18 protein-coding genes are annotated in these 13,286 nt (G+C 55.9%); 17 read left to right on the forward strand and 1 reads right to left on the reverse strand.

The features are described from left to right. Positions 1 to 3: 3 nt before the first annotated feature. The 17 genes from rplE (at position 4) to bfr (ending at position 10,270) form a co-directional block, all read left to right on the forward strand. Positions 4 to 543, forward strand: coding sequence for a 50S ribosomal protein L5 (gene rplE, locus WH299_RS19195; protein ID WP_003194642.1), 540 nt, complete (start codon positions 4 to 6; stop codon positions 541 to 543). Between the two features lie 13 nt (positions 544 to 556). Further along, positions 557 to 862, forward strand: coding sequence for a 30S ribosomal protein S14 (gene rpsN / locus WH299_RS19200; protein WP_003176414.1), 306 nt, complete (start codon positions 557 to 559; stop codon positions 860 to 862). A 206-nt stretch (positions 863 to 1,068) separates the two neighbouring features. Continuing rightward, the gene (rpsH, locus tag WH299_RS19205; protein ID WP_010206883.1) at positions 1,069 to 1,461 is read left to right on the forward strand and encodes a 30S ribosomal protein S8; all 393 of its coding nucleotides are present in this window, start codon (positions 1,069 to 1,071) and stop codon (positions 1,459 to 1,461) included. 12 nt (positions 1,462 to 1,473) lie between these two features. Beyond that, complete coding sequence (gene rplF / locus WH299_RS19210; RefSeq protein ID WP_003194640.1) at positions 1,474 to 2,007, forward strand: 50S ribosomal protein L6; 534 nt, start codon at positions 1,474 to 1,476, stop codon at positions 2,005 to 2,007. Positions 2,008 to 2,017: 10 nt separating this feature from the next. After that, a complete protein-coding gene (gene rplR, locus WH299_RS19215) occupies positions 2,018 to 2,368 on the forward strand; it encodes a 50S ribosomal protein L18 (protein WP_003186037.1) in 351 nt (116 codons plus the stop codon). 3 nt (positions 2,369 to 2,371) lie between these two features. After that, entirely contained in the window at positions 2,372 to 2,872 is a 501-nt protein-coding gene (gene rpsE, locus WH299_RS19220; protein ID WP_003176409.1) for a 30S ribosomal protein S5, read from the forward strand. Positions 2,873 to 2,874: 2 nt separating this feature from the next. Further along, positions 2,875 to 3,051, forward strand: coding sequence for a 50S ribosomal protein L30 (rpmD, locus tag WH299_RS19225; protein ID WP_003186033.1), 177 nt, complete (start codon positions 2,875 to 2,877; stop codon positions 3,049 to 3,051). 3 nt (positions 3,052 to 3,054) lie between these two features. Next, entirely contained in the window at positions 3,055 to 3,492 is a 438-nt protein-coding gene (gene rplO, locus WH299_RS19230; RefSeq protein ID WP_003176407.1) for a 50S ribosomal protein L15, read from the forward strand. Beyond that, positions 3,493 to 4,821: a preprotein translocase subunit SecY gene (secY, locus tag WH299_RS19235; protein WP_003194637.1), complete on the forward strand. Its 1,329-nt coding sequence runs from the start codon at positions 3,493 to 3,495 to the stop codon at positions 4,819 to 4,821. 28 nt (positions 4,822 to 4,849) lie between these two features. Next, positions 4,850 to 4,966, forward strand: coding sequence for a 50S ribosomal protein L36 (rpmJ, locus tag WH299_RS19240; RefSeq protein ID WP_002555468.1), 117 nt, complete (start codon positions 4,850 to 4,852; stop codon positions 4,964 to 4,966). Between the two features lie 129 nt (positions 4,967 to 5,095). After that, positions 5,096 to 5,452 (forward strand): 30S ribosomal protein S13, encoded by a 357-nt coding sequence (rpsM, locus tag WH299_RS19245; RefSeq protein WP_003194635.1) that lies wholly within the window; start codon positions 5,096 to 5,098, stop codon positions 5,450 to 5,452. Positions 5,453 to 5,482: 30 nt separating this feature from the next. After that, on the forward strand, positions 5,483 to 5,872 hold the full coding sequence (gene rpsK / locus WH299_RS19250; protein WP_002555466.1) for a 30S ribosomal protein S11: 390 nt from the start codon (positions 5,483 to 5,485) through the stop codon (positions 5,870 to 5,872). 18 nt (positions 5,873 to 5,890) lie between these two features. Then, a complete protein-coding gene (rpsD, locus tag WH299_RS19255; protein WP_003176404.1) occupies positions 5,891 to 6,511 on the forward strand; it encodes a 30S ribosomal protein S4 in 621 nt (206 codons plus the stop codon). A 22-nt stretch (positions 6,512 to 6,533) separates the two neighbouring features. Next, positions 6,534 to 7,535 (forward strand): DNA-directed RNA polymerase subunit alpha, encoded by a 1,002-nt coding sequence (locus tag WH299_RS19260; protein WP_003176403.1) that lies wholly within the window; start codon positions 6,534 to 6,536, stop codon positions 7,533 to 7,535. Positions 7,536 to 7,576: 41 nt separating this feature from the next. Further along, entirely contained in the window at positions 7,577 to 7,963 is a 387-nt protein-coding gene (gene rplQ / locus WH299_RS19265; protein WP_003176402.1) for a 50S ribosomal protein L17, read from the forward strand. Between the two features lie 238 nt (positions 7,964 to 8,201). Then, on the forward strand, positions 8,202 to 9,650 hold the full coding sequence (locus WH299_RS19270) for a catalase (RefSeq protein WP_123475821.1): 1,449 nt from the start codon (positions 8,202 to 8,204) through the stop codon (positions 9,648 to 9,650). 155 nt (positions 9,651 to 9,805) lie between these two features. Beyond that, complete coding sequence (bfr, locus tag WH299_RS19275) at positions 9,806 to 10,270, forward strand: bacterioferritin (protein ID WP_003176400.1); 465 nt, start codon at positions 9,806 to 9,808, stop codon at positions 10,268 to 10,270. 66 nt (positions 10,271 to 10,336) lie between these two features. Here the strand turns inward: bfr and uvrA are convergent, their stop codons facing one another. Continuing rightward, positions 10,337 to 13,171: an excinuclease ABC subunit UvrA gene (uvrA, locus tag WH299_RS19280; protein WP_028618130.1), complete on the reverse strand. Its 2,835-nt coding sequence runs from the start codon at positions 13,169 to 13,171 to the stop codon at positions 10,337 to 10,339. Positions 13,172 to 13,286: the final 115 nt, after the last annotated feature.

Consider the following 13,286-nt stretch of genomic DNA (forward strand, 5'->3'; position numbering starts at 1 on the left):
ACCATGGCACGACTACAAGAGATTTACCGGAAGGAAATCGCCCCTAAGCTTAAGGAAGAACTTAAGCTTGGGAACGTGATGGAAGTTCCGCGCGTTACCAAAATCACCCTGAACATGGGTCTGGGCGAAGCGATCGGCGACAAAAAAGTCATCGAGCACGCTGTTGCTGACCTTGAAAAGATCACCGGCCAGAAAGTCGTTGTGACCTACGCTCGGAAATCCATCGCTGGCTTTAAAGTCCGTGAAGGTTGGCCGATCGGCGTCAAAGTGACCCTGCGCCGTGAGCGTATGTACGAGTTCCTGGATCGTCTGCTGTCGATCTCCCTGCCTCGGGTTCGCGACTTCCGCGGCCTGAATGCCAAGTCCTTCGATGGTCGTGGTAACTACAGCATGGGCGTGAAAGAGCAGATCATCTTCCCGGAAATCGACTACGACAAGATCGATGCTCTCCGCGGTCTGGACATCACCCTGACCACCACTGCCAAGAACGATGATGAAGGTCGCGCCCTGTTGCGTGCTTTCAAATTCCCGTTCCGCAACTGATTGGAGTAGGACCATGGCCAAGATGAGCATGAAAAACCGCGAGCTGAAGCGTCAGCTCACGGTTGCCAAGTACGCCAAGAAGCGTGCAGCACTGAAAGCAATCATCGTTGATCTGAACGCAAGTCCAGAAGCACGTTGGGAAGCTACAGTTGCCCTGCAGAAGCAGCCACGTGACGCAAGCGCTTCGCGCATGCGTAACCGCTGCCGCCTGACCGGTCGTCCACACGGCGTTTACCGCAAGTTCGGCCTCGGCCGTAACAAACTGCGTGAAGCGGCAATGCGTGGTGACGTACCAGGTCTGGTTAAAGCCAGCTGGTAAGTACTTTCAACGTCCAGGTGGTCAATATCGCAAGATACTGACCACCGGTGACCTTGAATCTGGAACAAGCCCCTTTTGGGGCTTGTTTCATTTCCGGAGTGTGTCTAAAATACGCGGCTCGCCTGAGCCCGTGTTTTTTACCCGGAGATTCTCGGCGACATATGTAGCCGCAAGGCTAATTTTTTTGTATTAGGAGCGTCTAGCCCATGAGTATGCAGGACCCGTTAGCGGACATGCTAACTCGTATCCGTAATGCCCAGATGGCTGAAAAGTCCGTCGTAAGCATGCCATCTTCCAAGTTGAAGGTAGCTGTTGCCAAAGTCCTGAAAGACGAAGGCTACATTGCGGGTTATCAGATCAGCAGCGATGTAAAAGCACTGCTGTCCATCGAGCTGAAGTACTTCGAAGGCCGTTCGGTCATCGAGGAAGTGAAGCGCGTTAGCCGTCCAGGCCTGCGTCAGTACAAGTCCGCTGAAGATCTGCCGAAAGTTCGTGGCGGTCTGGGCGTGTCTATCGTCTCCACCAACAAAGGTGTGATGACGGATCGTGCTGCGCGCGCTGCCGGTGTCGGCGGCGAAGTTCTTTGCACTGTGTTCTAAGGGGGGATAAGCATGTCTCGCGTCGCTAAGAACCCCGTTAAGCTGCCAGCCGGTGTCGAAGTCAAATTCGCAGGCCAACAGCTTTCGGTGAAGGGTGCCAAGGGTACTCTTGAACTGAACATCCATTCGTCCGTTGAGATCGTTGAAGAAGCTGGTGAGCTGCGTTTCGCTGCTCGCAATGGCGATCAACAAACTCGCGCAATGGCCGGTACCACGCGTGCGTTGGTAAACAACATGGTCCAAGGCGTAAGCCAAGGCTTCGAGCGTAAGCTCCAGCTGGTCGGTGTTGGTTACAAAGCGCAAGCAAAAGGCACGGTTTTGAACCTGGCCCTTGGCTTCTCGCACCCTGTGGATTACGAACTGCCAGCGGGCATCACTGCTGAGACCCCTAGCCAGACCGATATCCTGATCAAGGGCATCGATAAGCAGCTGGTAGGTCAAGTGGCCGCTGAGATCCGCGACTTCCGTCCACCAGAGCCGTACAAAGGCAAAGGTGTGCGCTACGCGGACGAAGTCGTCCGTCGTAAAGAAGCCAAGAAGAAGTAGGGCATAGCAAATGACCGACAAAAAAGTTACTCGACTGCGTCGCGCTCGCAAAGCACGCCTGAAAATGCACGAACTCGAAGTCGTGCGTCTCTGCGTGTTCCGCTCGTCGCAGCACATCTACGCCCAGGTCATCTCGGCCGACGGCAACAAAGTCCTGGCAAGCGCCTCGACTTTGGATAAAGAACTGCGTGATGGTGCCACTGGCAACATCGACGCGGCCACAAAGGTTGGCCAGCTGGTCGCTACGCGTGCTAAGGCCGCTGGCGTCTCGCAAGTGGCTTTCGACCGCTCTGGCTTCAAGTACCACGGTCGCGTGAAAGCGCTGGCTGATGCTGCTCGTGAAGCTGGGCTGGAGTTCTAAGTTATGTCAAATAACGACCAAAAGCGCGACGAAGGCTACATTGAGAAGCTGGTTCAAGTTAACCGCGTAGCCAAAACCGTTAAAGGCGGCCGTATCTTCACCTTCACCGCGTTGACCGTGGTAGGTGATGGTAAAGGCCGTGTTGGCTTCGGCCGTGGCAAGTCACGTGAAGTGCCTGCTGCGATCCAGAAGGCAATGGAAGCTGCTCGTCGCAACATGATCCAAGTTGATCTGAACGGCACCACTCTGCAGTACGCAATGAAGTCCGCCCATGGCGCTTCGAAGGTGTACATGCAGCCTGCTTCTGAAGGTACCGGTATCATCGCTGGCGGCGCTATGCGTGCTGTCCTCGAAGTTGCTGGCGTTCAGAACGTTCTGGCCAAGTGCTATGGCTCGACTAACCCGGTAAACGTGGTTCACGCCACTTTCAAAGGTTTGAAAGCTATGCAATCTCCTGAGTCCATCGCTGCCAAGCGTGGTCTGACTGTCAAGGAGATCTTCTGATCATGGCTACCGTTAAAGTAACGCTGATCAAAAGCATGACCGGCCGCATCCCTAACCACAAACTGTGTGTTAAAGGTCTGGGTCTGCGTCGCATCGGTCACACTGTAGAAGTCCTGGATACTCCCGAGAATCGCGGGATGATCAACAAGGCTTACTACATGCTGCGTGTAGAGGGTTAATCGATGAAACTCAATGATCTGAGTCCAGCGCCGGGTTCCCGTCGCGAAAAGCATCGTCCGGGCCGTGGTATCGGTAGCGGTTTGGGTAAGACTGGTGGCCGTGGCCACAAAGGTCAAACCTCCCGCTCCGGTGGCACCATCGCTCCAGGCTTTGAAGGCGGTCAACAGCCGCTGCATCGTCGCCTGCCTAAGTTCGGTTTCGTATCCCTGAAGGCCATGGACCGCGCAGAAGTGCGTCTGTCCGAGCTGGCTAAAGTGGAAGGCGACATCGTTACTGTGCAGACCCTGAAAGATGCCAACGTGATCAACGTCAACGTACAGCGTGTGAAAATCATGCTGTCCGGTGAAGTGACTCGCGCTGTCACTATCGGCAAGGGAATCGGCGCCACCAAAGGTGCGCGTTCGGCTATCGAAGCAGCTGGCGGCAAGTTCGAGGAATAAATGGCTAAGCAAGGTGCTCTCTCAGCGCTCGGCAAAGGCGGTATGTCTGAACTTTGGGCTCGTCTGCGTTTTCTGTTCCTGGCGATTATCGTCTACCGAATAGGCGCACACATCCCGGTTCCAGGTATCAATCCGGACCGACTCGCAGACCTGTTTCGACAGAATGAGGGGACCATTCTTAGCTTGTTCAACATGTTTTCCGGCGGCGCGCTGGAGCGGATGAGCATCTTTGCACTGGGGATCATGCCGTACATTTCGGCATCGATCATCATGCAACTGATGACCGCCGTCAGCCCGCAGCTGGAGCAGTTGAAGAAGGAAGGTGAAGCTGGCCGTCGCAAGATTAGCCAGTACACCCGCTACGGCACTGTCGTCCTCGCCCTGGTTCAAGCTATCGGCATGTCCGTTGGCCTGGCAGGGCAGGGCGTTGCGTTCACTGGTGACTTTGGCTTCCATTTCGTCGCGGTATCCACATTTGTGGCTGGTGCGATGTTTATGATGTGGCTGGGTGAGCAGATTACTGAGCGTGGTGTTGGCAACGGTATCTCGATGTTGATTTTCGCAGGTATCGTCGCCGGTCTTCCGAGAGCGATCGGGCAGTCTTTCGAGTCTGCACGTCAGGGTGATATCAATATTTTCGCCCTGGTTGCCATCGGTTTGCTGGCAGTAGCGATTATCGGTTTTGTGGTGTTCATTGAGCGTGGCCAGCGTCGTATTGCTGTTCACTACGCCAAGCGTCAGCAGGGCCGTAAGGTTTTTGCTGCGCAGACCAGCCACTTGCCGCTGAAAGTGAATATGGCCGGTGTTATTCCGGCAATTTTCGCGAGCAGCATTTTGCTGTTTCCGGCTTCGTTGGGTACCTGGTTTGGTCAGTCCGAAAACATGGGCTGGCTGCAGGACCTCTCTCAGTCGATCGCTCCTGGTCAGCCGTTGAATATTCTGCTGTTTAGTGCAGGGATTATTTTCTTCTGCTTCTTCTATACGGCGTTGATGTTCAATCCGAAAGACGTAGCGGAAAACCTGAAGAAGTCCGGTGCCTTTATTCCGGGCATCCGTCCAGGTGAGCAGTCTGCACGCTACATTGATGGCGTTCTGACTCGTTTGACCCTGTTCGGTGCTCTATATATGACGGCCGTGTGCTTGTTGCCCCAGTTCCTGGTGGTTGCAGCAAACGTTCCGTTCTACCTTGGCGGGACCTCGTTGCTGATCGTGGTCGTGGTTGTGATGGACTTCATGTCCCAAGTACAATCGCACCTCGTTTCGCACCAGTACGAATCCCTGATGAAGAAAGCCAACCTGAAGGGCTACGGCAGCGGCATGTTGCGCTGAGTACCCCATAAGGTTCGAGGAGTTGGTGATGAAAGTTCGTGCATCGGTGAAAAAGCTGTGCCGTAACTGCAAGATTATTCGCCGCGAAGGTGTTGTTCGAGTAATTTGCAGCGCGGAACCGCGTCACAAACAGCGCCAAGGCTGAGTGTGATCCGCTTGAAGCCCGGCAGCTAGTGCGCTGCCGGGTTGATTATTTGTTATTACAGCGATATTATCTCGCGCCCTATTTCTTGGCTTCCGGGGCGTAGGTAGCTGTCAATTGGAGTCCCACTGAATGGCCCGTATTGCAGGCGTTAACATTCCAGATAACAAGCACACTGTTATCTCGCTGACCTACATCTATGGTGTTGGTCGCACTACTGCGCAGAAAATTTGCGCAGTTGCTGGGGTAAACCCAGCCGCTAAGATCAAGGATCTGAGCGACGAGCAGATTGAACAGCTGCGTGGCGAAGTGGCGAAGTTCACCACTGAAGGTGACCTGCGTCGCGAAATCAACATGAAAATCAAGCGTTTGATGGACCTCGGTTGCTATCGCGGTCTGCGTCATCGTCGTGGTCTTCCAGTACGCGGTCAGCGTACCAAGACTAACGCGCGTACCCGTAAAGGTCCGCGTAAGCCGATCCGCAAGTAATCGCCCCAGCGAATCGACAGGAAAATTATCATGGCAAAACCTGCTGCTCGTCCTCGTAAAAAAGTTAAAAAGACAGTGGTTGATGGCATCGCCCACATCCATGCTTCTTTTAACAACACAATCGTGACCATCACCGACCGTCAAGGTAACGCGCTTTCTTGGGCTACCTCCGGTGGTTCGGGTTTCCGCGGTTCCCGCAAGTCCACCCCGTTTGCTGCTCAAGTAGCTGCTGAACGTGCTGGTCAAGCTGCGCTGGAATATGGCCTGAAAAACCTCGACGTTAACGTCAAGGGTCCAGGTCCAGGTCGTGAGTCTGCTGTCCGTGCTTTGAACGGCTGTGGCTATAAGATCGCCAGCATCACCGACGTGACGCCAATCCCGCACAACGGGTGCCGTCCGCCGAAGAAGCGCCGCGTGTAATCCAGGAGATTGTAAAGAATGGCTCGTTACATTGGTCCAAAATGCAAACTCGCTCGTCGCGAAGGCACCGATCTCTTCCTGAAGAGCGGCGTGCGCGCGATCGAATCGAAGTGCAACATTGAAGCAGCACCTGGTATCCACGGCCAACGCCGCGGTCGCCAGTCCGATTACGGCACCCAACTGCGTGAAAAGCAGAAGGTCCGTCGTATCTACGGCGTTCTCGAGCGTCAGTTCAGCGGCTACTACAAAGAAGCTGCTGGCAAGAAAGGTGCAACCGGTGAAAACCTGCTGCAACTGCTCGAATGCCGTCTGGACAACGTTGTATACCGTATGGGCTTTGGTTCGACTCGTGCCGAATCCCGTCAGCTGGTATCGCACAAGTCGATCAGCGTTAACGGTCAGACCGTAAACGTTCCGTCCTACCAGGTTCGTGCTGGTGACGTGGTCGCAGTTCGCGAGAAAGCAAAAAACCAACTTCGCATTGTCCAAGCTCTCGATCTGTGTGCCCAACGTGGCCGCGTAGAATGGGTAGAAGTAGACACTGAGAAGAAGTCGGGCGTTTTCAAGAACGTTCCTGCTCGCAGTGATCTGTCCGCCGACATCAACGAAAGCCTGATTGTCGAGCTCTACTCCAAGTAAGGGCTAGAAAATAGGTGCATCCATGCAGATTTCGGTAAATGAGTTCCTGACACCCCGCCACATTGATGTGCAGGTTGTCAGTCCAACCCGCGCCAAAATTACTCTCGAGCCTCTCGAGCGTGGTTTTGGCCACACCCTGGGCAACGCGCTGCGCCGCATCCTGTTGTCCTCAATGCCCGGCTGTGCAGTAGTCGAGGCCGAGATTGACGGTGTGCTCCACGAGTACAGCGCCATCGAAGGTGTACAGGAAGACGTAATTGAAATCCTGTTGAACCTTAAAGGTCTGGCTATCAAGCTGCACGGCCGTGACGAAGTTACGCTGACCTTGTCGAAGAAGGGTTCGGGGGTGGTTACCGCTGCCGATATTCAGCTGGATCATGATGTCGAGATCGTTAACCCCGATCACGTAATCGCTAACCTGGCGTCTAACGGCGCCCTGAACATGAAGCTCACCGTAGCTCGTGGTCGTGGTTATGAACCGGCCGACTCGCGTCAGAGCGATGAAGATGAAAGCCGCAGCATTGGTCGCTTGCAGCTTGACTCTTCGTTCAGCCCGGTTCGCCGTATCGCATACGTGGTGGAAAACGCCCGTGTCGAGCAGCGTACTAACCTGGACAAGCTGGTTATTGATCTGGAAACCAACGGTACTCTGGATCCTGAAGAGGCTATCCGCCGCGCTGCAACCATCCTGCAACAGCAGTTGGCTGCGTTCGTCGACCTCAAAGGTGACAGCGAACCAGTGGTAATCGAGCAGGAAGACGAGATCGATCCGATCCTGCTTCGCCCGGTTGACGATCTGGAACTGACTGTACGTTCGGCTAACTGCCTTAAGGCGGAAAACATTTACTACATCGGCGACCTGATTCAGCGTACCGAAGTAGAACTGTTGAAGACTCCGAACCTGGGCAAGAAATCCTTGACTGAAATCAAGGACGTTCTGGCCTCCCGCGGTCTGTCCCTCGGCATGCGCCTCGACAACTGGCCGCCTGCAAGTCTTAAGAAGGACGACAAGGCGACTGCCTGATCGTCGTAATCACCGAACGTGAGTTTGGTAAGGAATGAACCATGCGTCATCGTAAAAGTGGTCGTCACCTGAGCCGTACCAGCTCGCACCGCAAGGCCATGTTCCAAAACATGGCGGTGTCGCTGTTCGAGCACGAGCTGATCAAAACTACACTGCCGAAAGCTAAAGAACTGCGTCGCGTTGCTGAGCCGCTGATCACTTTGGCCAAGACAGACAGCCTGGCTAACCGCCGTCTGGCTTTCGACCGTACTCGTTCGAAAGCTATCGTTGGTAAGCTCTTCAACGACCTGGGCAAGCGTTACGCTACCCGTGAGGGTGGCTACCTGCGCATCCTCAAGTGCGGTTTCCGCGCTGGCGACAACGCGCCTATGGCGTACGTCGAGTTGGTTGATCGTGCTACTGCCGGCGAAGCTGTAAGCGCCGAGTAAGACGACAAGCTGTATCGAAGAACCGGGCCTAGTGCCCGGTTTTTTGTGCGCGTAATAAAAGCGCGATTTGTACAAGCGCCCACGGGTTGTGGTCGGCACTATGAAAGTCGGGGAGTCTGGTAGTTATTCTCTATCGACGCCTACAATTTAATGAATTTGTAGGCGTCATATTGATGATCAATACTTCCTCCAAGCCGATTAGCCGGCAGTTCCAAGTCCGACCTGAGGGAAATTGAGCATGAGTCAGAATAAAGTCCTTACCACCGCCAGCGGCGCTCCCGTTGCGGATAACCAGAATTCCCGCTCCGCTGGCCCGCGTGGTCCGCTGCTGCTCGACGATTTTCATCTGATCGAGAAGCTCGCCCACTTCAACCGTGAAAACATTCCTGAGCGCCGTGTACACGCCAAGGGCTCGGGCGCCTATGGCACCTTCACCGTTACCCAAGACATTACGCAGTACACCAGCGCCAAGCTGTTCGAGTCCGTTGGCAAGCAAACCCCTACTTTCCTGCGGTTTTCCACCGTTGGTGGTGAGCGAGGTTCGGCTGATACCGAGCGCGACCCACGTGGTTTTGCCTTGAAGTTCTACACCGAAGAAGGCAACTGGGACATCGTGGGTAACAACACCCCTGTGTTCTTCATTCGCGATCCTTTGAAGTTCCCGGATTTCATCCACACACAGAAACGCTTGCCGCAAAGCAATCTGAAAAGCGCGCAAATGATGTGGGATTTCTGGTCGCACTCCCCCGAGGCGCTGCACCAGGTCACTATCCTGTTCTCGGACCGTGGCATCCCTGACGGCTACCGTCACATGCACGGCTTCGGCAGTCACACCTACAGCCTGATCAACGCCAAGGGTGAGCGTCACTGGGTCAAGTGGCACTACAAGACCAAGCAGGGCATCAAGAACCTGGCGCCGGCTGAAGCCGCTCGCTTGGCTGGTACTGACCCTGATTACGCCCAGCGTGATCTGTTTGGCGCGATCGAGCGCGGTGATTTCCCGAAATGGCGCGTATGCATCCAGATCATGACCGAGGCCCAGGCCAACGCTCATTACGAGAACCCTTTCGATGTGACCAAAACCTGGTCGCAGAAGGAATTCCCGTTGATCGAAGTCGGCGAGTTGGAACTGAACCGCAATCCGCAGAACTACTTCGCTGAAGTGGAGCAAGCTGCATTCGGCCCAAGCAACATGGTTCCTGGTGTTGGTCTGTCGCCAGACCGCATGCTTCAAGGTCGTGTGTTCGCTTACGCTGATGCGCATCGCTATCGTGTTGGCACTAATCACCAGCAACTGCCGGTGAATGCGCCGCGTAACCAGGTGAATAGCTACCAGCGCGATGGTTCGATGGCCTTCGGCAGCAACGGCGGCGCAGCGCCTAACTACGAGCCAAACAGCTACGCCGATGCACCAAAGCAAGCCCCCCAGTATGCGGAGCCTGCATTGGCCCTGAGTGGCGCGGCTGACCGTTACGATCACCGTGAAGACACGGATTACTACAGCCACGCCGGTGCGCTGTTCCGCTTGATGAACGATGAGCAGAAGGCCTTGCTCACCAACAACATTGCCGGCGCGATGGGTGGCGTTTCCAGTGATGTGGTTCAGCGCCAACTGCAGCACTTCTACAAGGCCGATCCGGCTTATGGAGAAGCAATCGCAAAGGCGTTGGGTGTATCGCTTAACTGACTCTAAACGATAAGCAGAACCGCCCTCATTTGGGCGGTTTTTGCGTTATTTCAGCTACTTTTCTCCGAAAAACATCACTTTTCTGCCGTTGATCCCGTGACCTTCAAGTCATCATGGTTCAAACTACAGACTTTCAAGCAGGGAGATGTAGGGCGATGCAAGGTCACCCCGACGTAATCGATTACCTCAACACGTTGCTGACGGGCGAACTGGCTGCTCGTGACCAATATTTCATCCATTCGCGCATGTACGAAGACTGGGGTTTTACCGAGCTCTACGAACGTATCAACCACGAGATGGAAGAAGAGGCACAGCACGCCGACGCACTGATGCGCCGTATCCTCATGCTCGAAGGCACGCCGCGTATGCGTCCTGATGATCTGGATGTGGGTACTACGGTGCCTGACATGCTCGCTGCTGACCTGCGCCTCGAGTACAAGGTCCGTGCCGCGCTCTGCAAAGGCATCGAGCTCTGTGAGCAGCACAACGACTATGTCACCCGGGAAATCCTGAGGGTACAGTTGAATGACACCGAAGAAGATCACACCTACTGGCTCGAAAAGCAGTTGGGCCTGATCAAGCTGATTGGCCTGGAGAATTACCTGCAATCGCAGTTCTGATGCCCGGCTACAAAAAAGCCCCTGTCACCGCAAAGTGACAGGGGCTTTTCATTGGGCCCGAAAAAGTCAGGCCCGGTCGCGTTCCAACAACGGTTTCAAGTAGTAACCGGTGTGCGACTGCGGCATTTCGGAGACTTGCTCCGGCGTGCCCACGGCAATGATCTGGCCACCTTTGGAGCCGCCTTCCGGCCCCAGGTCTACCAGCCAATCTGCCGTCTTGATTACATCAAGGTTGTGCTCGATCACCACCACGGTGTTGCCGTGGTCGCGCAAGCGGTGCAGCACGTCCAACAGTTGCTGGATATCCGCGAAGTGCAGGCCGGTGGTCGGCTCATCGAGGATGTACAGGGTTTTGCCGGTATCGCGCTTGGACAGCTCGCGAGACAACTTCACCCGCTGCGCCTCACCACCTGACAGCGTGGTCGCCGATTGCCCCAGCTTGATGTACGACAAGCCCACGTCCATCAGCGTCTGCAGCTTGCGCGCCAACGCCGGGACCGCGTCGAAGAACACCCGCGCTTCTTCGATGGTCATCTCCAGGGTTTCGTGGATGCTCTTGCCCTTGTACTTGATCTCCAAGGTTTCGCGGTTGTAGCGCTTGCTCTTGCACACATCGCACGGCACGTAGATGTCTGGCAGGAAGTGCATTTCCACCTTGATCAGGCCATCACCCTGGCACGCTTCACAGCGACCGCCCTTGACGTTGAACGAGAACCGGCCCGGCCCGTAACCCCGTGAGCGGGATTCCGGAACGCCAGCAAACAGCTCACGAATTGGCGTGAACAAACCGGTGTAGGTCGCAGGGTTGGAACGCGGTGTACGACCAATGGGGCTTTGATCGATATCGACCACCTTGTCCAGGTGTTCCAGTCCCTTGATGCTGTCGTGGGCAGCGGCTTCCAGGGTGGTCGCGCCGTTCAGGGCGGTGGCACTCAAGGGGAACAACGTATTGTTGATCAGCGTCGATTTACCCGAGCCGGAAACACCGGTCACGCAGGTCAGCAGACCCAGTGGAATTTCCAGGTCGACATTGCGCAAGTTGTTGCCACGCGCGCCCTTAAGGTGCAACGCCAGCTTCTTGTTACGTGGCGTGCGTTTGGCCGGCACTGCAATCTTCACACGACCAGACAAGTATTTGCCGGTCAGTGAGTCCGGATGAGCCATGACTTCGGCCGGCGTGCCTTCAGCGACAATATGCCCGCCATGCACACCCGCCCCCGGGCCGATGTCGACCACATAATCCGCCAGGCGGATTGCATCTTCATCGTGCTCGACCACGATCACCGTATTACCGATATCCCGCAGGTGTTTCAACGTGCCCAGCAGCCGATCGTTGTCGCGCTGGTGCAAGCCAATCGACGGTTCATCGAGGATGTACAACACACCCACAAGGCCAGCACCAATCTGGCTGGCCAGGCGAATCCGCTGGGCTTCACCGCCGGACAAGGTGTCGGCACTGCGATCCAGCGACAGGTAATCCAAGCCAACGTTGACCAGGAACTGCAAGCGCTCGCGGATTTCCTTGAGGATCTTGTCAGCGATTTCGCCACGGCGACCGGTCAGCTTGAGCACACCAAAGTACTCACAGGCATCGCCGATTGGCAGGTTGGTCACCGCCGGCAGTGTCTTCTCGCCCACCCACACATGCCGCGCCTCGCGACGCAGGCGAGTACCGCGGCAATCCGGGCACGGCTGGGTGCTGAGGAATTTCGCCAGCTCTTCGCGCACGCTGGCCGATTCGGTCTCGCGGTAACGACGCTCCAGGTTTGGCACAATGCCTTCGAACGGGTGGGAGCGCTTGACGATATCGCCACGGTCGTTCAGGTATTTGAAGTCGACGTTCTGCGAGCCGCTGCCATGCAGGATGACCTTCTGCTGATCCGCCGGCAGTTGGTTGAACGGCACTTCCAGGCTGAACTTGTAATGCGAGGCCAACGACCCGAGCATCTGGAAGTAATAGACGTTGCGCCGGTCCCAGCCGCGTATCGCGCCCTCCGCCAGCGTCAGGTCGCCATTGACCAGGCGCTTGATGTCGAAGAACTGCTTCACCCCCAGGCCATCGCAAGTCGGGCAGGCGCCAGCCGGGTTGTTGAAGGAGAACAGCTTGGGTTCCAGTTCGCTGATGGCATGGCCGCAAATCGGGCAGGCAAAGCGCGCGGAGAAGATGATCTCTTCGCCCGGCTCGTCGTCCATCGGTGCAACCAATGCAATGCCGTCGGCCAGCTTCAGCGCGGTTTCGAAGGATTCCGCAAGGCGCTGCTGCAGGTCGGCGCGCACCTTGAAGCGATCGACTACTACATCAATCGAATGCTTCTTTTGCTTGTCGAGCTTCGGCGCTTCATCCAGCTCATACAGCTTGCCGTTGATGCGTGCGCGCACAAAACCCTGGGCCCGCAGTTCTTCGAAGACGGAAAGGTGTTCACCCTTGCGCTCACGGATCACCGGCGCCAACAGCATCAGCTTGGCGCCTTCCGGCTGGGCCAGCACCAGGTCGACCATCTGGCTGACGGTCTGGGCTTCCAGGGGAATGTCGTGGTCCGGGCAACGCGGAATACCCACGCGTGCATACAGCAGGCGCAGGTAATCGTAGATTTCGGTAATGGTGCCCACGGTGGAGCGCGGGTTATGGGAGGTCGATTTCTGTTCGATGGAGATCGCTGGCGACAGGCCTTCAATGGTGTCGACGTCGGGTTTTTCCATCATCGACAGGAACTGGCGAGCGTAGGCCGACAGCGATTCCACATAGCGACGCTGGCCTTCGGCATACAGCGTGTCGAACGCCAGGGACGATTTGCCGGACCCGGACAAGCCGGTGATGACGATCAGTTTGTCCCTGGGCAGGGTCAGGTCGATGTTCTTCAGGTTGTGGGTTCTAGCCCCACGAATCAGGATCTTGTCCAAGATGGCCTCGCACGGCGGGCGTAAATAATGCCGGAGTATACGGCTAAAGACTGGATGAATATACACTGTCAAAAGGCCGCTTGCAGCCTTAGATGAAAGCTGCGCGGCAAACCGC

This window comes from Pseudomonas sp. MYb541 (assembly GCF_037479595.1).
In the GTDB taxonomy this organism is placed as follows: domain Bacteria; phylum Pseudomonadota; class Gammaproteobacteria; order Pseudomonadales; family Pseudomonadaceae; genus Aquipseudomonas; species Aquipseudomonas canadensis.

Coding starts and splice junctions, on each gene's coding strand:
- rplQ (WP_003176402.1), top strand. CDS start 7,577: ATGCGTCATCGTAAAAGTGGTCGTCACCTGAGCCGTACCAGCTCGCAC.
- WH299_RS19270 (WP_123475821.1), top strand. CDS start 8,202: ATGAGTCAGAATAAAGTCCTTACCACCGCCAGCGGCGCTCCCGTTGCG.
- rplR (WP_003186037.1), top strand. CDS start 2,018: ATGACCGACAAAAAAGTTACTCGACTGCGTCGCGCTCGCAAAGCACGC.
- rpsM (WP_003194635.1), top strand. CDS start 5,096: ATGGCCCGTATTGCAGGCGTTAACATTCCAGATAACAAGCACACTGTT.
- rpmD (WP_003186033.1), top strand. CDS start 2,875: ATGGCTACCGTTAAAGTAACGCTGATCAAAAGCATGACCGGCCGCATC.
- rpsE (WP_003176409.1), top strand. CDS start 2,372: ATGTCAAATAACGACCAAAAGCGCGACGAAGGCTACATTGAGAAGCTG.
- rplO (WP_003176407.1), top strand. CDS start 3,055: ATGAAACTCAATGATCTGAGTCCAGCGCCGGGTTCCCGTCGCGAAAAG.
- rpsN (WP_003176414.1), top strand. CDS start 557: ATGGCCAAGATGAGCATGAAAAACCGCGAGCTGAAGCGTCAGCTCACG.
- secY (WP_003194637.1), top strand. CDS start 3,493: ATGGCTAAGCAAGGTGCTCTCTCAGCGCTCGGCAAAGGCGGTATGTCT.
- bfr (WP_003176400.1), top strand. CDS start 9,806: ATGCAAGGTCACCCCGACGTAATCGATTACCTCAACACGTTGCTGACG.
- rplF (WP_003194640.1), top strand. CDS start 1,474: ATGTCTCGCGTCGCTAAGAACCCCGTTAAGCTGCCAGCCGGTGTCGAA.
- rpsK (WP_002555466.1), top strand. CDS start 5,483: ATGGCAAAACCTGCTGCTCGTCCTCGTAAAAAAGTTAAAAAGACAGTG.
- WH299_RS19260 (WP_003176403.1), top strand. CDS start 6,534: ATGCAGATTTCGGTAAATGAGTTCCTGACACCCCGCCACATTGATGTG.
- rpsD (WP_003176404.1), top strand. CDS start 5,891: ATGGCTCGTTACATTGGTCCAAAATGCAAACTCGCTCGTCGCGAAGGC.
- rpmJ (WP_002555468.1), top strand. CDS start 4,850: ATGAAAGTTCGTGCATCGGTGAAAAAGCTGTGCCGTAACTGCAAGATT.
- rplE (WP_003194642.1), top strand. CDS start 4: ATGGCACGACTACAAGAGATTTACCGGAAGGAAATCGCCCCTAAGCTT.
- rpsH (WP_010206883.1), top strand. CDS start 1,069: ATGAGTATGCAGGACCCGTTAGCGGACATGCTAACTCGTATCCGTAAT.